The following is a 20,984-nucleotide window of genomic DNA, read 5'->3' on the forward strand; positions in this document are numbered from 1 at the left end:
TGTAGAAAATTTATATATTTGATTTAAAAATTGGAGCTGATAAAGTATGAGATTAAATATAAATGTAGGATTTAAGGAAAAGTTGAGTTTGCCTATACATTACAATAATATACTCCAGGCGGTTATATTAAACTGGCTTGGAGATGAAAATTATCAAAAATTTATACATGATTGTGGATATAAGATTGGAAAAAGAAAGTATAAACTGTTTACGTTTTCTAAAATATATGGGAAATTTAAAATAAACAGGGAAAGAAAAATTATAGATTTCTTTGACAATGCACATTTTACTGTTTCATCTTTGGAAAATAAGTTTTTAAGTTATTTAGCATTGAATGTTATAGAAAAAGATAATTTTAAGTTTGGAAATAATATAGTGGAAGTGGATTCAATTGAGACCGTACATAATAGGATTTCTGAGAGAGAAGAAGTTTACACAAAGTCTCCTATAGTCATGTACAGTACTTTCAAAAATTATGCGGGAAATAAAACTTATTACTATAATCCCCTGGAACATGAATTTAGTGAACTTATAAGAAAAAATTTAATACATAAATATGAAGCTTATTATGACAATCTGCCTACAAAAGATGACTTTTCCATAAGTCCTCTTAACAGAAAAAAATTAAAGGAAAGAGTAGTTATTTATAAGGATTATGTTATAAAGGGATGGGATGGAGAATTTTTAATTGAAGGTTCAAAGGAACTTATGGATATAGCTTATAATGCCGGCATCGGCTCAAAAAATTCTCAAGGTTTTGGATGCATTGAGATAAAGAAATGAGCTATTTCCCGGACAATGTATTCCTTGAGATTATGAGCAGAGTATAAGTGAATTATTATACGCTGGATTTTCTTGTGCTTTATGCAATTATCCTGAAAAACATTGCAGACTTATTTTCCAACCTAATTTATAAATGAAGACAGCAAAAACTGTTAGTTTACAATGTATTATGCTATTTTTTATATTGATTTCAGAAAACTAAAAATACCTGAAAAATTTTTAAAGGAACTGTTTAATTATGTAACTTTAAGACATATAATAAAAATAAATAATGGCTATTTTACACATGTATATGTCAACAACTTTTTGGTACTGAGTGCATGAGAAAAAGGCAGCAAAGAGCTGTCAGGTATGTATCATGAAGCTGAACGAAAGTGAAGAGCTGTTTTAAGCATCGTTAAGACTTCAAAGTATAGTCAAAACTGAGGTTTTGTGTGGACTTCAGGATAAATTTGAAGGAAACCTGTTTACTGGTCAGATGGCTATCGGTGTAGAGGCTACAGGAGCATGACATAGACTAGAAAGTAAATGAGATTACGAAATTGGAGAGGATATACTGCAATGAAAGAATTTATATGTAAAGTCAATAAGGAGCTTGTTGATATGGGTGCAGTGGAGATGGATAATATAATGGCACAACTAATACCACGGGATAGAGCTGAAATCAATATAAGAATTGACGGGGGCAGGTTGAAATCTTTTAAGGTTGACAGAAGTGAAAATATAATAACAGGCAGAGGTATCAAGGGATTTTTTAAAGACATAAAAAACAGCAGGGCGGTTATTTCATATAATGAAGAGGAAAATCAGCTGATACTGAAAAATTTGAATGAAGTTGATAAGAAAGATGAAATATTCAGTTGTGTCAAGAATTCTTCTGAGGCATACAGGAAAATAGTGCAGTTGTCAAAATTCGATTTTGATGATGAAAAATGGAGTCAGATTTATGAACTTGCAAAGGATTTTGCAGTTATTCCTGATTTTGATAGTATTTTGTCACAGAGTATTATAAGAGATATGAATTTATTTGATTATCAGGTTAGAACAGTTAAAGAAGTGCTCAAGAAATTCAGAGGCAGGGCACTTCTTTGTGATGAAGTCGGGCTCGGAAAAACCATAGAAGCATGTACTGTCATGATGGAATACATTATAAGGGGATTTGCAAGAAAAATATTGATACTTGTTCCGCCATCCCTTGTGAATCAGTGGAGCAATGAATTGAAGAGAAAATTCAATCAGGACTTTATAACCAGTGACGATCCTGAATTTAAAAATATGGGAGATAAAGCGTGGACTTATTATCCTAAAATTATCTCTTCTATAAACCTGGCAAAGAGAAAGCGGAATAGTGAGTGCATTTTGAAAATACATTATGATATGGTAATTGTAGATGAGGCACATCATCTGAAAAACAGAAAAACTGTTGCCTGGAATTTTGTAAATAATCTGGATAAAAACTCCATATTACTTTTAACTGCAACTCCCATTCAAAACAATCTTGAGGAATTATATAATTTGATAACTTTACTGAAACCCGGTCAATTGAGTACATATTCGGATTTTAAAAAAAATTTTGTCAAATCCGGGGAATTGATGGAACCTAAAAATATCGAGAAATTAAGAGCATTGGTATCCGATGTAATGGTCAGAAATAAAAGAAGCGACGTGGACATAAAATTTACTAAAAGATATGCCGACACCATAGAAGTTAATTTGTCTGCAGTGGAAAAGAAATTCTATGATTTGATAAGTGAATTTGTACGTGATAATTACAATAAAGGTGAAAAAGGTATGTCCAGGTTTACTCTTAAAATAATTCAGGAAGAACTGCAGCAGTGTGTATTGTGTTATTCCAACTCTGAAAAGATTATTGAACAATGAAAATATTTCCGTAGAGAATAGAAAATGTGTAAAAAATTTCATTGGCATTGCGGAAGATATAGAGAAAATGAAATATGAGGAAAATACCAAAGACATAAAGCTTATAAATATAATCAATGGTTTCAATGATAAAATTATAGTATTTACAAAATATAAGACCACAATAAAATTCCTGGAAAAATTATTAAAACAAAATGATTATAAGACCGCTGTATTTTATGGAGGTATGACAAGAAAAGAAAAAGAAAATCAAATTGAATATTTTAAGAAGGAAGCCCGGATTCTTTTAAGTACCGAGGCAGGAGGCGAAGGCAGAAACCTTCAGTTCTGCAATGCTATGGTAAACTATGATCTGCCGTGGAATCCTATGGCCATAGAACAGAGAATAGGGAGAATACACAGGGTAGGGCAAAAAAGAGATGTGCATATTTTTAATCTTGCGGCTAAGGATACTATAGAATCCTATATATTGGATATACTGGACAAAAAGATAAATATGTTTGAACTTGTAGTTGGTGAAGTTGATATGATATTGGGTGATTTAAGTGAAGAAGACAATGGATTTGATGATGCAGTGATGGATATATGGGCTAATTCACAGGATAAAGGCGATCTGGAAAGAAAAATGGGTGAATTGGGAGATAAACTATTGGATAAAAGAAATCAATATACAAAAGTGAAAGATGTGGATGAAAAAATATTTGGAAATTTATTTAAAGCCGGTGAAAATAAATGACAGATTTGCAGGCATTTGTCACAAAATTTTTTAATACAATGGGTGCACTTGTTGAAGAAATTGAATATTCTCTTATATATGTTGTTGTACCTTATGAATACGGGGATATATTTGGCAAAACTGAATTGAAACTGTGTTTTGATTATGAAGTTTATCTCGAAAATTTGGATTATGAATTTGTTACTTTTGGCAGTTTTATTCTGGATAAAATTATAAATCTTAGTTTTAAACATTTTAATGCAGGCATAAGATATGTTTGTGTTGATAATCTAAATGTAACAGAACCCGAAAAAAAGATAAAACATTTTTTGAATGGGGACATATATGATCTGGAAATTACGAAGCAGAGTAAAATTATAAATTATTTTACAAAGTATGATTTTAAAGTGGATTATATTTCTGATAATATAATAGAAAATTTTGAAAATACAGTAATTGATATGAGCACATTATGTGTTTCCAACGATCTTCCTGAAATCTTAAACAGTGTATTTTATGATATAAAACCGCAATATGATTATCCTGCAAATTGTAATGTGGATTTTTTGGCAGGTTTAAAAAAAGCAGTAGAACAGATAAAAATTATCGGAAGTTCGAAAATGGATGATTTCAGAAATACGCCGGTTAAGGATCGGGAAATAAAAAGAATTAATGAATACTATGAATCGTTGAAGTCAGAAGCTGAAAAGAGAATGAGAAGAAAAAACCTAAGTCAGGAAAAGATAGATGAATATAAGCATAAAATAGATCTATATGATTCTGAAAAAAGCAGACAGATTAATGAAATCAAAGATAGGTATAATGTAAAATTAGAGGTTATTTTTCAAAATGCTGTGGTCTACGCAGTTCCGGTCATATATTTCAAGTATAAATTGATTTACAGAAATAAATTGAAGAATAAGCTCGGAGAGTGTTACTTTAATAAAATAACTGGAAACTGGCAGATATTATGAAGGTTGATTTTTTGCAGCCTTCAGCAGGCTCGTAAAACAAAAATACTTATTTTGAAAAGTTGTCTGCTTAAATGAGTTTTTAGATTTATTTTTATAAGAAGTGTCGAAATTTTTTACATTAATTTAAACAAAACTGAAAGATTTTCCTCCTTTTTAATTATTTGGGAGGATTTATATATTTTTTGTAGAAGTTCTTATGATAATGGAATAGAAAGGATAATAAAATAAAAATATGGAAAATAAGCTTGAATTTGAATTTTTTATATCGTTAAAAAGCATTAATTTGGAGAATATAAACAGGAAAAGTTTTAAAAGCTCATATCTTAAATGCAAAGATATTTCGGGGGTGAATTATGGATAAAGAAGCATTAATCACAGCAAATTTAGAATCTCTTACTCCTATATGGACAGGCAACGCTTTTGGGAAAACGACGAAAATAAAAGCAAGCAGTATACTGGGAAGTATAAGATGGTGGTACGAAATTATATGCAGAAGTCTTGGAAAAAGAGTATGTGATAATGAATCTTCTAAGAAATGTGAGTTAAAGGAAAGAGAATTTTTGAAAGATTTATCAGAAAATATGGATGAAGATAAAGCATTAGATGATCAAAAAATATGCCCAGTTTGTAAATTATTTGGATGCAATGGCTGGGCAGGAAAAATAAAATTGATTGTAGATGATCGCAGAGGAGAGAACACTGCAGATGAAGTACAAAAAATACAAATAGAAACTAGAAAGGAGTCTACTAAAAAAAGATCGTTAGAAGGAAAAATGTTTAAAAAAGGAGGGACTTTAAAATTATCAATTTATCCAGTAAAAGAATTAAAAACTGAGGAAATTGAACTTTTAAACCTTACTATAAGAATAATTTCTGATTATGCAGCATTAGGCAGCAGAACTTCTCAAGGAAATGGAATAATAAAAATAATACCAGAGAACCCTGATAGACAATATAATATTAAAGTTAAAAAAGAAAGTCCGAAAAATTCAAAGAGAGAGAATTGGAAAATTCCTGCTTTAGAAAATTTCTTTTTTTTAAAGATTCACCTAAAATTTGAGGAAGATATTTCTTCTATAATCAAGGGAAATTATTTTTGGGTAGGTGATACAGATGAAAAAAATAAAAAAGATAAAGATAAAACAGATAAAGATAATTCGAATTTAAAAAAATGGGAGACAAATTGGACAAGATATGGTTTTATTCCGATAGGATTCCATATTAGGGACGTAATTAGAAGAGTAGTGGAAGATAAGAGATTGAGACATGAATTATTTGGTAAGTATGAAGGTTCTAAAATATTTGTATCTCATGGATACAAAATAGATAAAAAAACAGTAGAAGTTAGAATTTGGGGATATTACGGAAGTAATGAAATTAAAAAACTAGTATCTGAAATTAAAAGTAAACTTAAAGATGGCAAGAGTTTGAAAGATAATCTATTTATCGATAATTATAATAAGAATTTGAATGTCAATATATATAGTAGTTTATATGGGCAAGAATTGCTTGAAAAGTACTTGAAGAAGGTGTGAAAATGAGTTATGAGGTAATTCTGAATGAGAAAAATAATGATAATTTATCTGATGATAAGTTATATTTTGAAGGTAAAATTTTAGAAAGGAAACGTCAAACTATAAAAATAAAAAAAATACAAAAAAGAAATGAAAAGGAAATAAAAAAATATGAAGAAGATTATATAAAAAAGGAATTTGATTGCAGCAATATAAAAATCATATCTGGTATTTTTGATGAAAATGTTGATATGAAAAACTATGTTGATAATTTAATTCCAGGTTCGTTTGGAATAAGGTGTGAATTTACTTTAAAATCTCCGTATTTTTCAAGAGATAATGACGAATTGTACATTGTACAAAATCCTGTATTGAAAGAGTATATAACAAAGATTCCAATGATAAGGGGAAGTGGCTGGAAAGGTTATCTTTCGTCAGCAGCATTGAAAAAATTAAAAGAAAAAGTGAAAGATAACAATTATACTATTTCGAATATAATTAAATATTATTTAAGCTATACCAGGATTTTCGGTACGGGCTCAGAAAATTTTAGAAAAGTGAGAGAGACAATAGAAAATTTAATAGAAAAAGGCGAGAATAATGATAAATATGTAAAAGCTTTAATTAGATATTGCTTATATGATTTGGGGATAAATTTAAATATAAGTAAAAATGGTACAAGTATTATAAAGCAATTGGCAACTCAAATACTTGAAAAAAAAGAAAAGGCTAAAAATATATTTTTGGTTAATAAAGGGAGAGGTATATTTTACCCTACTTATTTTAGTAACGTTAACTATGAAGTGATAAATCCTCAGGATAAAGTAAAAAGAAAAGGATCAAATCCTATTTTTTATGAAGTTGTGCCAAGTGGCTCAAAAGGTGTTTTCCAATTCACCTATATTCCATTTAATGGGATACTGGAAGATAAAGAAAAACTTAAAGAGGAAATAAAGAACGATAAGAAATTTATTGAGGAAATATTTAAATATTGTTTGGGAAATGTCGGAATAGGCGCTAAGACAAAATTAGGCTGGGGGTTGGCAAAAGTTCTTAGGCCTGTGAAATTCTTTGATGGTAAAATGGAGGCTTGAAATGAAAAACTTGAATTTACAAAACCTTAAAGAAAACAGTAAAGAAATTTTAAAGTCAGAAATAGGAGCACTGCTATTTAATTTAGGTAAGACCCATATTGGCTTTTGGGAGCAAAAGGAAGATGAAAAGCGGGGTCGTAATATAACTTATTTCAAGTTAGAGAGTTCATTTAATGATAAATTTAGTGATAAATATGGTTATGGAGTTTTTAAATACTATAAAGCTTATTTTAAGAGAACTCCAGATGGGAAATGCCCTTTTGAATTAGATCTAGAAAAAGCAGGAGAAGATTTTAAATCTTTATTAATGGATACTGATATTAAAATTAAACTTAATGGTTCAAAAACAAAATCAAGCAAAAATTTTAAACTTGTTAATGTAATAAATGGAGCTGGTGAAGCTTATAAAGATAATTTTATAGAGAAAATCATGCTTAAAGGCTGTGAAAATATTAATTCTGGAATTGACAAAGGTTCTCCGAAGAGACAATTAGATGATTTCAATTTAAATATTGCGAATGCTTTTGGAAGCATAAAAGAAAGGATCCTTGATACTGATGAGGGAAGAAGCAATTATGATAAAAAAAGAATAGATTTTTTAAAAAATCTTGGAAGTAAAAATTTTGATTTTGATAAGGATTCAATTAAAATAAGAGAATATATTCAGTATGAAACAAAAAATTGGTATAAGCATCTTTTAAGCGACAGCAGATTTCCAATCAATGATATAACTTTATGGGATCAGGCATATATGACTTCTTCTATGTTTAAAGCAGCTTTGGCGGCTATATCTTTGGATGGTTCAATGTATGATAAATATATGGATGATCCACAAAAAATAAGGTGGTCAATTCTTGGAATACAGTATGATAAACTTGGCCTTGCAGAGAAAGCTATAAATCCTCGCTTTATTAAATGGTACAGAGAAGAAACCTTTAAAGTGGATGAAATAATAAGAAAATCAATAGAAACAAAGTATACTTTAGGAAATGAAATCTATAGAGATGAAACTGGAATATATTTTATTGTTCCGGAAAATATCTGCGGTAAGCATGTGAGAAGGGATGACGAGATAGGAAAACTGTATTATTTAAATGATAGCCTAATTGAACTTCAAGATGAAATAGTAAAATGTTTTGAAAGTTTTAACGGGGAAATTTTTCCTGCAGTATTTTTGACAAAGCCTTCAAGGGGAACCATGAATATAGCTTATCTTTTAGAAAATGCAAAGAAGGATTTTTTTAAACCCATTTACCCTAAAATTGCTGATATTGAAAAATCATTAGAAATAAAATCAACAGAACATTTTAATACAATATGTGATGTTTGCAGGGTTAGGCTTGCTGAAAGACAGGTTGGGGGGTTAAAATTATGTGTTGTCTGCGATAAAAGAAAGCGTTATGAAGAAACTAAATCAATAGATAACAATGATGAAGAAACTGTTTTTACTGGAGAACTCCAGGACAAAAATGGCAGAATAGCTTTAGTGACACTCAAATTTGAATTGAGTGAATGGTTAAATGGAAATATGCTGAACTTGATGTTAAGGAATGAAAATGTTAGTAATAGCGTAGAAAAATTGGAGAGTAATATAAAGACAAATTTAAAATGTAAAAATGACTGCTCAGTTATTAAAGACTTAGTATATAGTAAAGAGTTGGACAAAGAAAGTATACAAGAATATTGTAAAAAGATTCTTATTGAACGCACAATAGGTGATGAATGGGAAGAAATTTTGCAAAAAAATCTAGGAGACAAAATTAATTTTGAAGGAAGAAAAATTAATTGGAGTAAAATTAAAAAAGATGAAAAAACTTTAAAATTTTTATCAGAAATACTGCTTCAATTTCTTATAAGAAAAAATCCTTCGCCGGCAAGGTTTAGAAGAATATGGGAAACAACAGAGGAGTTCTTTAAGGAGTTGCAAAGCAATTTATGCAATACCTTTAAGATGCCAGAGTGGAGAAATAAGCGGATTAAATTTAGGAATATTGTTGATGAACAATATAGAAACAGAGAATTTGAATATAAGGCATTAAATTTTACTCCTGATGCAAATGGGAATTTATATCTTATTTCATCTGTAGAGCAGACTGTTCCTTTGTTAAAGAAAAATTTGATGAAAAATAAAACTGCTTATCGTGAAATAGAAGAGGGCCAATCAGATTGGTTAAATAAAGAGGAAATTGAATTAACAGATATGGATGACAACAGTAAACATTCAGTTGACTTAAATAATGTTGAATATATTACTTATAAACCTTACATTTCCATAATAAATCCAACTCCGGTATCCTGGCAATTTATTATGCCTGCAGAATATGTTCCAAAAGTAATAGAAAGAGTTGAAAAAAAATATAATAAAGACTTTAAATACGTAAATGGCAAACTTCCATTGCATATGGGGATAGTGTTCCAAGATTATAAAAAGCCCCTTTATATAGGGATAAAGGCTTTAAGAAATATAAGAAGAGATATTTATAATTGGGACAGTATTAAAGATAAAAAAACGGGCGAAGAATTAAAAGGATCTTTCGATATTAGTGAAGAGGATAAACTAAATTGTAAATATTATAGCCTTTTTCAGCTGGATAGAGAAATTAATCATGAAGATGATAAAATTTATCGATTTTATTTGCCTAAACAAGAAGAAGAAAATATTTTTCTTAAAGATGTAGACAATGCCAGTAAAAATGAAGAATATTATGTATATCCTAATACAATAGATTTTGAATTTTTGGATACGAACATAAGAAGAAATGATATAAACTATAATTATGAAAAGGGTGGTTCAAATGCAAAAAGAGCTACAGAATTAAAAAATAACAGACCTTATACATGGGAAGAATGGAAAAACTTTGAAAAGTTTAAAAAATATTTTAGAAATGAAGAAAAAGTTAAAGATGATGAAGAAAAGGAAAAAGAAAAAATAAATAATACAAAACTTCAAAGTATGGTAAGTCTTATATATTCAAAGCTTAATGATTGGAAGGGCAATGAAAACCAGGACGGTCTAGTAAAATTTATGCTTTCTGCTTTTATAAATATATTTGAATTAAAAGATGATGAAAAAAAGAATGAATTTGCAAAAATTTTAGGGGCTTCAAGCTGGAATGATCTGAAGGAAAAGTCAAGTGATGAATTTAAGTCTTTACTTTATAAATTCTTAGATATGTACGATTTTTGGCATAATTGTTTAAAGGAAATATAAAAAAGGAGCTGAAGTAAATGAATATAATTGCTATATCTCAAGACCCTATTTATATAGGAACAGGTGGATTTACCATAGGGCGTGTTGATAATACTATAGTAAGGGATCCTATAACAAGAATACCTAAAATACCGGGGACAAGCTTAGCAGGAACCTGGAGATATTATATGACTATTACTCTATATTCTTATTTTAATGATGAATACAAGAAAAGCAGATCTAAGAGAAGTGAAGTAGAAAAAGCTGATTTTAAGAATCTTTTTATAAAAAATGAAAAAAATTGGGTAACAGGTATAGAAGGAAATAGATATGCAGCAATCAAATGTGCAGGTCAAGATGAGGAGCCTGATGTAACGGTTGAAGAATCGCAAAAAAGTGATACTGGACACTGTGGGAGTTGTATAGTGTGCAAGACTTTTGGCTATTCTAAAAAGAATAAATCTGAAAGGGGGATGGCATATTTTTCGGATTTGAATATATTGCTGTTTCCCGTATATACAAGGTTAGGTACAATGTGGATAACTTCAAAAAATATTTTATGCTCTGCAGGTATAGATGTAAAAGAAGAACCGTCAGAAGATAAGGTAATTATATTGAAAAATGGTATAAAAACCATAAATCTTGGATGGTTAAATTTAGGAATTGAAGATAATAATGATATATATACTAAAATAGAAAATTATTTAAAGATGAAAGAGGATTTAAAAAATCAAAAATCTGTACTTCAAAATATTATTTCAGAGGGGAAAATTATAATAGTATCCGACAGTATAGTTGCACAGATAATAAATTCAAATCTTGAAACCAGGACTTCCGTATCTATAGATCCGATTACAGGAGCGGCTAAAGACAAGGCTTTATTTACCAGTGAAGCAATTCCTAGGGGAGCAGTTTTTTATGGAAATGTGAGGATTGAAGAGCGTCCTTTATCAGAAAAGCCTCAAAAAAAGGATGTCGAAGAAGCTTTAAAAGAAAGTAAAAAATATTTTGAAACATTAGGAATAGGTGGCATGACAACAAGAGGTTTTGGAAGAATGAAGATTTTTGATAGAGGTGAAGGAAATGGAAACTAATAATCTTGATTCTCGTATAAATGAATATAGTTACGATATGATTAATGACAATAAAGACAAGAAAGATGTTATTAACTTAATTGACAAAGCTTTAGGAGTATTATCTAATGATGGCGTATATGGATACTATGTCTACTGTAAATCTAAAAAAAATAATGATATAAGTAAAGCATTTATAGAGGATATAATAGAAAAATTTAAAAATGATATTGACATTGATTATAAAAATAGTTGTGACGAGTTCTTTATTGAATTATCTGAGGACTTAAATTCCCTACTGTTTTTTAAAGATATAATTGAAAGGATATTGATCTATGCCAGATATCATGCTAAGGCTTTGGGTGATAACAATGGCTAATGAAGCAAATGAATTGATATGGTATAAGGTAACATTTAAACAGATTAGCCCGATTCATATAGGAGAGAAAAACTATGGAGTTTTGTCGGAAACTAAAGTATTTATTCCTGGCTGGACTTTGTGGGGAGCTTTAGTTAATAGTTATGGGAAATTCAAAGGCGGAAGAGCTGAGGATTTTGAAGAAGGGAAAAGAATATTTGAAAATATAACCTGTTTTTATCCTAAAATTGATGATGAGCCCATGTTTCCAAACTTAAAGGATGGCCGACTATATATAGGAAATATTTCAGAGAAACAATTTAGAATAAATTATACAGATGTGTTTATGTCTACAGCAATTAACCCCATGTGTATTTCTGCAAAAGATGCTTCACTTCATGAAACTGAAATTATATTACATAAATCTAAAGACAAAAAGAAAAATATATACTGGATTGGCTTATTGGGAATAAAAACAGAATATAATTCGAAATTTAATGAATTCATAAATAATTTGGATGAAATATCTGTTGGAGGAGAAATATCTTATGGATTTGGACAAATGAAAATGGATGAAAAGCCTTTGCCAGTATCAGAAGACAACTTAAATAATTGGGACTTAAAAAATGATGGCAGCTTGCTTATTAATAGTAAAAATTCGGAACCGATAAAAAATTATATTCGCTTGTCAGATGATATAAAATTTGTAAACAGTAAGTTGGAATATGTAGTGCAGTATAATTTTATCAAAACTCATCATTTAATAGATTCTAAAGGCTATTATTTTATCCCGGGTAGTAAAATTTTAGAATGCAATGAAAATGTTTCTTTTAGATTAAAAAAAGGAATGTATATATAATTGAAAAAGCATGAACAAATTGAGCATGATGCTAATTTTATTTGTATTGCATATTCTAGTTTTGTATAAATGCTCCTAAAACTTCTATGCTATTTGAAGGTGTTAGGTTACTATTCACAGCTTCATATAATGTTTAAAAGGCATAGTGAAAAACTTATTACAATTAATATATTTTTCTATGTATAGAAAAGAAAATTGTTTTGATGGAATGAAACTAAATAGAGTAAAGATTACCAGGGGTCGACAATTTTTGTGTTTCCAGTTAATTCGCAGTCTGTGATTGTTTGCTGAAATTCTTGTTGGGTAAAGGAGGTGGAGGAGATGCGACAGCGATTTTAGGATTAGAATACCTATAAGGAATTGAAACTTAGCAGGTAATTGGAGCAATTATACAATTAGATTATGTTTGGTTTGCTGCTCCAGTTTTTATAGCCTTTCAAATGCTTTAGGGCCTGGAACAACGAATGATAAAGTTTTTTAAGCAGTAGCCCAGCAAGCATAAATGAATTTATTACTACTACGGTATCTAGAACTTTTTATATAAATAAAAATCCAATTAGTCCTAATACGAATTACAATTATAGATATGCGAAGATGATAAATTTGAGATTGGGATGATGGTGCCAAAGAATTAGAGATAGCTTTTTTATTTTGCCTTTATTTTATTGTACTAATATGTTAATATGTTTTCTAAAAGGTACTAGTGAAAGGCAGATGAAGTTATGGATACTAAAATAGTTCAGAAAAATGGTAAATCAATTGCAATTATTCAGAGTAATGATATATTAATAAAAGATGTTCAATCAACTTTGGATTTTATAGCAACTGTTTCATATGAATCAGAATGTTATAGAATTGCTTTAAATAAAGAAGCTATTACGGAAGATTTTTTTAAATTGAGTACCCACCTTGCTGGGGAAATATTGCAAAAGTTTGTTAATTACAATATAAGATTTGCTGTTATTGGTGATTTTACCTGCTATTCAAGTAAATCGTTGAAAGATTTTATATATGAAAGTAATAAAGGGAATCATATATTTTTTGTTCCCAATGAAAATGAAGCAGTAAAAAAATTATCTATTAATTAATAGAAGTTAAATTATTAAGAGTTTTGAACAAATCCAGGGTTCTTTTTTAAAATGGAAAAATTCAAGTTACATATGTAACCGATATTCTAGCCATAGATGGTACTCTAGTGGGTGTTACTAACTCTATTTTTGAATTGGTGCCATTTTTAAAGAAAATGGGTTTGAATATATTATCTTATTATGATAATTTAATATATTCGAACAATGCATACCACATCAAATTAAAGAAAAAAAGAAATGTAAATAATGGAGTAAATTGATTTTTACCATGAATTATGCATAGAAATATAAATATGACATTTAACAAGAGTACAGTATTACAAAGAATAGGTATATATTTTTCTAACATTTTAATTCTCTTTTCGTGCATAAACCAATACCTCTTAGTTTTAATTTTTATGTTTAACTTTTAGTACAATGTTTTATAATATATGTAAGAAGCCGTTATGGTTTTTAGTTGATTGTATCTTTAGTATTTAATTAAGATGTGCTTTGTGAGAGCTCATCTTAATTTTTTAGAATCTGAATTTTTATCATTATTTATATTGATAAAAAATTCTTTATTACTGTTTTTAGAGCTATTCTTGTATTTTAGAATAGCTTTTTCTTTTGAATGTGCAATATGTACATTCTATGACAAATAGAAAACTATTGGATTAGATGAAATTGGAGATTAATAATTGCTGGATTCAGTTTTGAGCTTTCCATTTCAGTCTTTTGGAAAATGAAACTTGTATCTGTACTGAATTTTTTAACCATCTAATGATAGTAGATGCTTTTATTTTTATGAATTTACTCAAGCCATTGAAAATACTGAGCTTATAGCTTGATACTTTTAATTTTTTCGAAGTACTGAAAAATATAATTCTGAGTGTTACAATATAACTGATAACTTAAGATTTTATAGGCAGGAGGGAGCTACAGTGGAATATGAAGGTATTGTATATAGGCCTCCTAGTGAGGCCGGAAGTTTTATAATTCAAGTTACTATAGGTTGTGCACACAATAAGTGTACTTTTTGTAATATGTACAAAGGAAAAAAATTTAGGATAAGGAATGTGAAGGAAATATACAGGGATTTGGAAGAGGCAAGAGAAATATATGGACATGTAGATAGAATATTTTTGACTGATGGAGATGCACTTGTACTTCCAATGAAAAATTTAAGAGATATATTGCTTAAGATAAAATTGCTTTTCCCAGAATGTAATAGGGTTTCATCCTATGCTGCCCCGGGGGATGTATTGGCAAAATCCCAGGATGAAATGACGGAACTGAAAAATTTGGGACTTAAAATGATATATATGGGTGTAGAAAGCGGAAGTGATAAAATATTAAGGGAAATAAAAAAGGGAGTTGATTCCAGACAGATAATAGAGGCAGGCAAAAAAATTAAAAACAGCGGCATAAAACTTTCAGCTACATTTATTTCTGGGATAGGTGGAAAGAAGTATTGGAGAGAAAACGCAGTGGAATCGGCAAGAGTTATAAATTCCATGCAGCCTGACTATGTGGGGCTGTTGACTCTTATGGTTGAGGATGACACAGAACTGTGCAGAGACGTGAGTAGTGGTAAATTTCAGCTTTTAAATCCCCGAGAAATTATGCTTGAAACCAGAGAACTTATTAAAGACATCAATATAAGCAATTGTGTCTTTAGAAACAACCATGCTTCCAATTATGTGGCTCTTGGAGGGACTCTTTCTCAAGACAAGCAAAAATTGATTGATGAAATTGGCGGGGTTTTAAAAGGAGAGCAGGGATATAAACCTGAAGAATTCAGGCTGCTGTGATTATGAATTTATTTTTTTCTACAGATATTTTTTATAGATATATAGCTGTATTTGATAAGTTTTTATATGGTATAATATAGTTAAAAATATTCTGATTTGTATAATTGTTCAATTGAGATGAATTAAGGGGATAATTTATGATTAATAATATCGATTTACCTAAAGTAAAACAAAGGATAATGTTTATGCAGGATAACCTGGAAAAATTAAATAGACTGCGAAAAATTGATAGAGATATATTTGTAAAAGATTTTAGGAATGTAGATAGTGCCAAATATTTATTACAGGTGACAATTGAGGCAATGATTGATATAAGTAATCATATAATAGCTAGAAACAGGTGGGGAAGGCCGGAAACTAATAAGGAAAGTTTTAAAATACTTGCAGAGCGTGGCATTATTGAAAGAAAATATATAAATACCTATTTTGCTATGGCAAAGTTTAGGAATAGAATTGTTCATATGTATTTTGATATTAACAATGGGATGATCTATGAGATAATTCAAAATAATTTAAGGGATCTTGAAGCTTTTATTAAAACGATAGTTAAAAATATTAGCCTTTAATTGAATTCAGAAAAATATATTGAAAATTGGAGGTGTTAATTTGCTGAATATAGAAGACAAAATAGAAAACTTAAAAAAGTATTTTATTAAGGAGCCTGATATTTTAGGAGTATGGATAGTAGGCTCTTACGGAACTGAATATCAAAGAGAAGATAGTGATATTGATTTTGCTATACTTTTTGATAAAGATATAGACGATATGGAGGAAATGAAATTTGCCTGTGATATTACAGATATACTTAAAGTAGAGAATATTGATACTATAAATTTGAAGAAAGCACCAATTACTCTTCAATTCAAGACTATAAAAGAAGGAAGAAATTTATATGAGGCAGATTATATTAAAGTGTGTGATTATATAGAATATGTGATAAATAATTATGGAGACAAAAAATATTATCTAGATAAATTTGAGAGGGATTATTTTGCTGCTTTTTAGAAAAGTGGGGTAGCTTGGGGTAGCTAATGAATAGAAATTTTTTAATCGAACGGTGTAGAAGACTTGAAATTATACAAATATGAATATTATTATAAAAATAAGACAAAAATATAATTATATATAATAATCTTTATTATGGTATATGCTAATATAAATATATAATGATATGGTTAGTCTTAAAGGGAAATTCAATTAGCCTCTAGATAGCTAGATAGAGGGATTATTATGAGAAGATCATTGAATCTTAGTAAACTAAAAGGCAGACCTCGAACTACAATTACCTCTAGAGAAGCTTTGAAAGACGCTGTTCCTTTTAAATGGAGCAAAGGTGTATTAGAAGGTAAAAAGAAAATAACTGTTAATGGAAAAGCAACTATTGAAAAGTAAAATGGTGAACCTAAGTGTGTAAAGTAGGAGATATAATTCTTATCAGAAATTATCAAAGTGAAGGAGTAAAATCAGGACATATTTTTTTAAGAAAATATATTTATTACTGTAAGTTTGAAATCTAAACGATTTTTTAAATTATTCATATCTGGAAGATAATTTGTGATAAATAAAATATAAAAATATGAAATACTGTTTAATAAATGGATTATATAGAATTTACAATATATTTTAATAATGATTAGAAAGATAAAATTTTTTGCTTATAAATTATTTACTGAGTTTTTATCTTTTTTAATAAGAAATTATTATAATTAATTTTCATAGTAGGGGAGCTGAAACAATGAGTGATAAGTTAATAGCATTGATAATAATAGTATGTTTTGCATTAGTATGTATTATTGCTATGGTAACTATATGTTTTTTGCGAAATAAAATTCTATAAAGTTGCAAATGAGAAATTTAAGTATTGCAAAAAATATTGTATTTATGTAAAATTAATGCTAATATATGACATATAAGGCAAAAATATTTTTAGGGTACCTAAAAAAGGAATTGAAACCTGTAAGTTTGGAATGTATATTTTAGAATACCTATAAGGAATGGTTATGATTAAAAGAATAGTTATATTTTTCTTAAAAATACAATTATTCTTTTAAAATTAAATGCTTATAAAATGATTTATATGTCCAAAATTAACAGAAGGGAGTGAAAATTTATATATGATAGAAGGTATAATTCAAATAGGAAATTCCATGCTTTCTGATGGCGGGGACATGCTTTGCAGCTTGATTAAAGATGTACCTTCCAAAAATAGAAAGGGGAAACAGACTCATGTGCTGAAATTTTGCTTTAGCACACAAAAAGATGAATTGAAATTGAATGCCAAAGAAGAGGTTGACAGTTCTACGGCTTTGAAATATGCCTTTATAGGTTCTGCAGATGGCCCTGCATCTCCACAGTGGTTTGTAACCAGCAGTTCATATCTGTACCACATAACTGAAACATTATATAATTTGACAAAGGTGGATTTGGGAAGTGAATTAAATGGAAAGCTAAAGACTATATTCAGCAATTATTACGTAGATCTGGGAGATAAATTCAAACCTAAAAATAGATATATTTTAAATTATAAAAAATATGGAATTGGAGAAGAGGATGTTTTAGAAATATTAGACAAAATTGAAAGTGAAGAAACTGAAGAAGATGAAAAACGCAGGTATAAAAATGTAGCCTCATCTCTAAAAAAAGTTTATTCCAGGGAGTTTGAAAATTACATAAAAACTGAATTCGATATGAAAAAGGATGAGATAGGTCTTTGTACTATTTTAGTGGATGGAGTACCCTTAAGTGATTTCAAAGAATATAGACAGGCGATTCTAAAAAGCAAGCAGAAAAGCAAAGGCAGTAAAAATGTCAAAGGCTACTGCAGTATGTGCGGAAGCAGTGAAAATTTAACCTCCGATTTATCCAAAATGAAAATAAAGTACTATACTACAAATCAAATTATATTTGCAAGTGAGCTTAAAAACTATGATAAAAATATGCTCTTATGCAGTGAATGCCTCAATAAACTCATATCAGGGGAAAATTATATACAAAATAAATTGAATACAAGGCTTGTGGGATTTACAGTTTATTTAATTCCCCATTTTGTATTGGGAAGTCCTATGAATAAAAAGGACTTGGACAAAGTATCCGAGAAAATTCAGCATTCTTTTAATACAGTTAAAAATTTAAATGGAGTAGAGAATTTTAAAGATGAAATTCAGAATATAGCAGATATGAGAGACAGAAATACATATTTTTTGATAAATATAATGTTTTATAAAAAATCAAATCAGGCAACCAAAATTCAGAAGCTGATTAAGGATGTGGATCCATCTGTATTTCAGAAGATTATGACGGCGTCCTACCACATAAGCAAATTGAGCAGAAAAATCATGGGGATAAACTATAGAGTCAATATAGATCTGCAGACCTTTTATTTCATGACACCTATAAGAGTTAAAAATTCAGAACCTATGAATTACAGAAAACTTCTTCAAATGTATGATGCTATTTTTACACAGAGGAGTTTAAAACTGGATGAATTTATAAAAGGAGTTGTTTCCTGTGTCAAAATTGAATTTTTTGATCAAGAAGGTTACAACGTAAATGGTAAATCAGGCATATATAACACAATACTTAAAGCTAATTTCTGTATAAAGTTTTTAGAATATATGGGATGCATGGAGGAGGGAGAAAAAATGGACGTTTCCAATTTAAAAGTTAGAGATGATATGAAAGTTTATATCTTAAACATGGGATATGATGAACAGCAAAGTGCCATGTTTTTACTTGGATGTCTTATAGGTGAGATAGGAAATGCACAGTACAGAAGAATGGGTGAAGACAGAAAGCCAATTTTAAATAAACTTAATTTTGGCGGTGTTGATAAAAGCAAAGTTGTAAGACTTGCCAATGAAGTTTTCAACAAGCTCATTCAGGAGAAAATAAGAAAATACAATGAAATTACTTTTTCAGAGTGTAAAAGGCTCATGGATGCCAACAGGGATTCATGGAAGTTAAACAAACACGAAAATTTGTTCTATATTCTGTCTGGATATAGTTATGATACCATGAAAGCAATGTTAAATAAGGGAGGAAAAGAAAATGAACAATAGTGAAATTTTGTATCTTTATGATGCAAAACTTACAAACCCAAATGGAGATCCTGATGAAGAAAACAGGCCTCGTATGGACTATGAGAGGGATATAAATCTTGTTTCTGATTTGAGAATTAAAAGATACATAAGAGACTACCTGCTGGATAAAGGCTATGAATTATTTGTTTCAAAAGTTGATGATAAAGCTGTAACTGCAGAGGGCAGGATAAAAGAACTTGGCAGCAGTGATGTAGATACAATACTGGGTAAACTTATAGATGTAAGGCTTTTTGGGGCTACTATTCCTGTAAAAAATGACAATAAAAATTTTATAGGACCTGTCCAGTTCAACTGGGGGTATTCTCTCAACAAAGTGGAACTCCTGGAAGCCAGCATAACATCCCATTTTGCTTCAGGAGAAGGAAATAAACAGGGTGCTATAGGGAAAGATTATAGAGTTAAATATTCCTTTATTGCCTTCAGCGGGGTTATAAGCGGTAAAAGAGCTAAACATACGAAATTAAAAGAAGAAGATGTGGAAGTCCTAGATAAAGCTATGAGATATGCTATACCTGAGCTTGCTACAAGAAGTAAAATAGGACAGTATCCAAGGTTATATCTGAGGGTCGAATATAAAGATGATGAAACCATACTTGGAGATCTGAGGGACTATTTAAAATTTTCTTCTGAGGATGAAAGTGTAAGAGATATAAAAGAAGTGACTTTGGATATAACAGAACTTGTGAAATTTTTGAATGAAAACAGTGACAGAATTTCTAAACTGCATTATTTTGCAGATGAAAAGCTGAAACTTGTGCTGAGTGGAAATAAAGTTGATTTCAAGGAGGCATTTGGCGGCTTTTCATTAAATGAAGTAAAGTAGGGTGAAAGATATGGATTTATTGATATTAAAGGTTAAAGGAAAATTTGCACATTTTAGAAAATTTTATACGAATTCATCTTCACTTTCCTATTCCGTGCCTCCAAGGACAACTGTGATAGGTCTGCTGGCAGCTGTTCTGGGTTATGAAAGAGACAGCTATTATGAGCTTTTTCCCAAAGATAAATTTAATGTATCTGTAAAAAAAGACAGCTGTATAAGAAAGGTAATACAGAGTGTAAATTATATTAAAGCTACAAGCCCTAAAAATATATTCCAGCCTAAGGACCATACCCAGATTCCTGTAGAAATTTTAACCGGAGATGACGGGGTTGGGTATACCATTTATATAAACTGTGCTGACAAGAATTTAATGGATGAATTGGAGCTCAGGGTGAAAGATAATAAATATGTCTATTCTCCATATCTGGGGGCTGCACCTTTTAACTGTAGTTTTCAATTTTGCCGCAGGCTAGATATAGAGCCGGAGAAAAACAGTGAACCGATACGGATATCCACACCTGTGAATTTAAAATATGTTGTTTCAGGGAGTATAGATATATTTGAAAATGACAATTTGAAGCTTCTAAAAGAGAGAATGCCTGTGGAGTTTTTAAAGGGCAGAGAAGTGGGAAATATGGCTTCCTATATTTATGATGAAAACGGACATCCCTTGAAATTGAAACTTAATACTGAATTTATAAAACTTGAAGATGAAAATATAGTGTTTATGTAGGAGAT

At 29.6% G+C, this 20,984-nt stretch carries 18 protein-coding genes; all 18 read left to right on the forward strand.

Annotated elements, in window-relative coordinates; genetic code table 11:
* The first annotated feature begins 46 nt into the window (after positions 1-46).
* The gene (cas6, locus tag ACFHWD_RS09990) at positions 47-784 is read left to right on the forward strand and encodes a CRISPR-associated endoribonuclease Cas6 (RefSeq protein ID WP_378061676.1); all 738 of its coding nucleotides are present in this window, start codon (positions 47-49) and stop codon (positions 782-784) included.
* 561 nt (positions 785-1,345) lie between these two features.
* Positions 1,346-2,665, forward strand: coding sequence for a DEAD/DEAH box helicase (locus tag ACFHWD_RS09995; protein WP_378061678.1), 1,320 nt, complete (start codon positions 1,346-1,348; stop codon positions 2,663-2,665).
* Positions 2,622-3,401, forward strand: a complete 780-nt coding sequence (locus tag ACFHWD_RS10000; protein WP_378061680.1) for a DEAD/DEAH box helicase — start codon at positions 2,622-2,624, stop codon at positions 3,399-3,401. Before ACFHWD_RS09995 ends, ACFHWD_RS10000 begins: the two co-directional genes overlap by 44 nt.
* Positions 3,398-4,354 carry a hypothetical protein gene (locus ACFHWD_RS10005; protein WP_378061682.1) on the forward strand — a complete coding sequence of 319 codons (957 nt, stop codon included), beginning with the start codon at positions 3,398-3,400 and terminating at the stop codon, positions 4,352-4,354. The genes ACFHWD_RS10000 and ACFHWD_RS10005 overlap by 4 nt, the downstream gene beginning before the upstream one ends.
* A gap of 353 nt (positions 4,355-4,707) precedes the next feature.
* A complete protein-coding gene (gene cmr1 / locus ACFHWD_RS10010) occupies positions 4,708-5,889 on the forward strand; it encodes a type III-B CRISPR module RAMP protein Cmr1 (RefSeq protein WP_378061684.1) in 1,182 nt (393 codons plus the stop codon).
* A gap of 2 nt (positions 5,890-5,891) precedes the next feature.
* Positions 5,892-6,962 (forward strand): RAMP superfamily CRISPR-associated protein, encoded by a 1,071-nt coding sequence (locus tag ACFHWD_RS10015; RefSeq protein ID WP_378061686.1) that lies wholly within the window; start codon positions 5,892-5,894, stop codon positions 6,960-6,962.
* A 1-nt stretch (position 6,963) separates the two neighbouring features.
* Positions 6,964-10,173, forward strand: coding sequence for a CRISPR-associated protein Csx11 (locus ACFHWD_RS10020; RefSeq protein WP_378061688.1), 3,210 nt, complete (start codon positions 6,964-6,966; stop codon positions 10,171-10,173).
* A 17-nt stretch (positions 10,174-10,190) separates the two neighbouring features.
* Positions 10,191-11,246, forward strand: a complete 1,056-nt coding sequence (locus ACFHWD_RS10025; protein WP_378061690.1) for an RAMP superfamily CRISPR-associated protein — start codon at positions 10,191-10,193, stop codon at positions 11,244-11,246.
* Positions 11,218-11,604, forward strand: a complete 387-nt coding sequence (locus ACFHWD_RS10030; RefSeq protein ID WP_378061692.1) for a hypothetical protein — start codon at positions 11,218-11,220, stop codon at positions 11,602-11,604. Before ACFHWD_RS10025 ends, ACFHWD_RS10030 begins: the two co-directional genes overlap by 29 nt.
* Positions 11,597-12,442 carry a hypothetical protein gene (locus ACFHWD_RS10035; RefSeq protein ID WP_378061694.1) on the forward strand — a complete coding sequence of 282 codons (846 nt, stop codon included), beginning with the start codon at positions 11,597-11,599 and terminating at the stop codon, positions 12,440-12,442. Before ACFHWD_RS10030 ends, ACFHWD_RS10035 begins: the two co-directional genes overlap by 8 nt.
* A 722-nt stretch (positions 12,443-13,164) precedes the next feature.
* Complete coding sequence (locus ACFHWD_RS10040; RefSeq protein WP_378061695.1) at positions 13,165-13,530, forward strand: DUF4180 domain-containing protein; 366 nt, start codon at positions 13,165-13,167, stop codon at positions 13,528-13,530.
* A 923-nt stretch (positions 13,531-14,453) separates the two neighbouring features.
* Positions 14,454-15,323, forward strand: a complete 870-nt coding sequence (locus tag ACFHWD_RS10045; protein ID WP_378061697.1) for a radical SAM protein — start codon at positions 14,454-14,456, stop codon at positions 15,321-15,323.
* Between the two features lie 137 nt (positions 15,324-15,460).
* Positions 15,461-15,889 carry a DUF86 domain-containing protein gene (locus tag ACFHWD_RS10050; RefSeq protein WP_150358998.1) on the forward strand — a complete coding sequence of 143 codons (429 nt, stop codon included), beginning with the start codon at positions 15,461-15,463 and terminating at the stop codon, positions 15,887-15,889.
* 40 nt (positions 15,890-15,929) lie between these two features.
* Positions 15,930-16,328 carry a nucleotidyltransferase domain-containing protein gene (locus ACFHWD_RS10055; RefSeq protein WP_378061700.1) on the forward strand — a complete coding sequence of 133 codons (399 nt, stop codon included), beginning with the start codon at positions 15,930-15,932 and terminating at the stop codon, positions 16,326-16,328.
* A 225-nt stretch (positions 16,329-16,553) separates the two neighbouring features.
* Positions 16,554-16,715 (forward strand): hypothetical protein, encoded by a 162-nt coding sequence (locus ACFHWD_RS10060; RefSeq protein ID WP_378061702.1) that lies wholly within the window; start codon positions 16,554-16,556, stop codon positions 16,713-16,715.
* 722 nt (positions 16,716-17,437) lie between these two features.
* The gene (locus tag ACFHWD_RS10065; protein WP_378061704.1) at positions 17,438-19,381 is read left to right on the forward strand and encodes a TIGR02556 family CRISPR-associated protein; all 1,944 of its coding nucleotides are present in this window, start codon (positions 17,438-17,440) and stop codon (positions 19,379-19,381) included.
* Positions 19,371-20,246 (forward strand): type I-B CRISPR-associated protein Cas7/Csh2, encoded by an 876-nt coding sequence (cas7b, locus tag ACFHWD_RS10070; protein WP_378061706.1) that lies wholly within the window; start codon positions 19,371-19,373, stop codon positions 20,244-20,246. The genes ACFHWD_RS10065 and cas7b overlap by 11 nt, the downstream gene beginning before the upstream one ends.
* A 10-nt stretch (positions 20,247-20,256) precedes the next feature.
* Complete coding sequence (gene cas5b / locus ACFHWD_RS10075; protein ID WP_378061708.1) at positions 20,257-20,979, forward strand: type I-B CRISPR-associated protein Cas5b; 723 nt, start codon at positions 20,257-20,259, stop codon at positions 20,977-20,979.
* Positions 20,980-20,984 lie beyond the last annotated feature (5 nt).

This window comes from Clostridium sp. MT-14 (assembly GCF_042436595.1).
Classification (GTDB): Bacteria; Bacillota; Clostridia; order Clostridiales; family Clostridiaceae; genus Clostridium_B; species Clostridium_B aromativorans.

Excerpts from the sequence above, each read along its gene's own strand:
- ACFHWD_RS10035 (WP_378061694.1), top strand. The coding sequence starts at position 11,597 with ATGGCTAATGAAGCAAATGAATTGATATGGTATAAGGTAACATTTAAA.
- ACFHWD_RS10060 (WP_378061702.1), top strand. The coding sequence starts at position 16,554 with ATGAGAAGATCATTGAATCTTAGTAAACTAAAAGGCAGACCTCGAACT.
- ACFHWD_RS10015 (WP_378061686.1), top strand. The coding sequence starts at position 5,892 with ATGAGTTATGAGGTAATTCTGAATGAGAAAAATAATGATAATTTATCT.
- cas6 (WP_378061676.1), top strand. The coding sequence starts at position 47 with ATGAGATTAAATATAAATGTAGGATTTAAGGAAAAGTTGAGTTTGCCT.
- cas5b (WP_378061708.1), top strand. The coding sequence starts at position 20,257 with ATGGATTTATTGATATTAAAGGTTAAAGGAAAATTTGCACATTTTAGA.
- ACFHWD_RS09995 (WP_378061678.1), top strand. The coding sequence starts at position 1,346 with ATGAAAGAATTTATATGTAAAGTCAATAAGGAGCTTGTTGATATGGGT.
- ACFHWD_RS10005 (WP_378061682.1), top strand. The coding sequence starts at position 3,398 with ATGACAGATTTGCAGGCATTTGTCACAAAATTTTTTAATACAATGGGT.
- cas7b (WP_378061706.1), top strand. The coding sequence starts at position 19,371 with ATGAACAATAGTGAAATTTTGTATCTTTATGATGCAAAACTTACAAAC.
- cmr1 (WP_378061684.1), top strand. The coding sequence starts at position 4,708 with ATGGATAAAGAAGCATTAATCACAGCAAATTTAGAATCTCTTACTCCT.
- ACFHWD_RS10050 (WP_150358998.1), top strand. The coding sequence starts at position 15,461 with ATGATTAATAATATCGATTTACCTAAAGTAAAACAAAGGATAATGTTT.
- ACFHWD_RS10020 (WP_378061688.1), top strand. The coding sequence starts at position 6,964 with ATGAAAAACTTGAATTTACAAAACCTTAAAGAAAACAGTAAAGAAATT.
- ACFHWD_RS10065 (WP_378061704.1), top strand. The coding sequence starts at position 17,438 with ATGATAGAAGGTATAATTCAAATAGGAAATTCCATGCTTTCTGATGGC.
- ACFHWD_RS10040 (WP_378061695.1), top strand. The coding sequence starts at position 13,165 with ATGGATACTAAAATAGTTCAGAAAAATGGTAAATCAATTGCAATTATT.
- ACFHWD_RS10025 (WP_378061690.1), top strand. The coding sequence starts at position 10,191 with ATGAATATAATTGCTATATCTCAAGACCCTATTTATATAGGAACAGGT.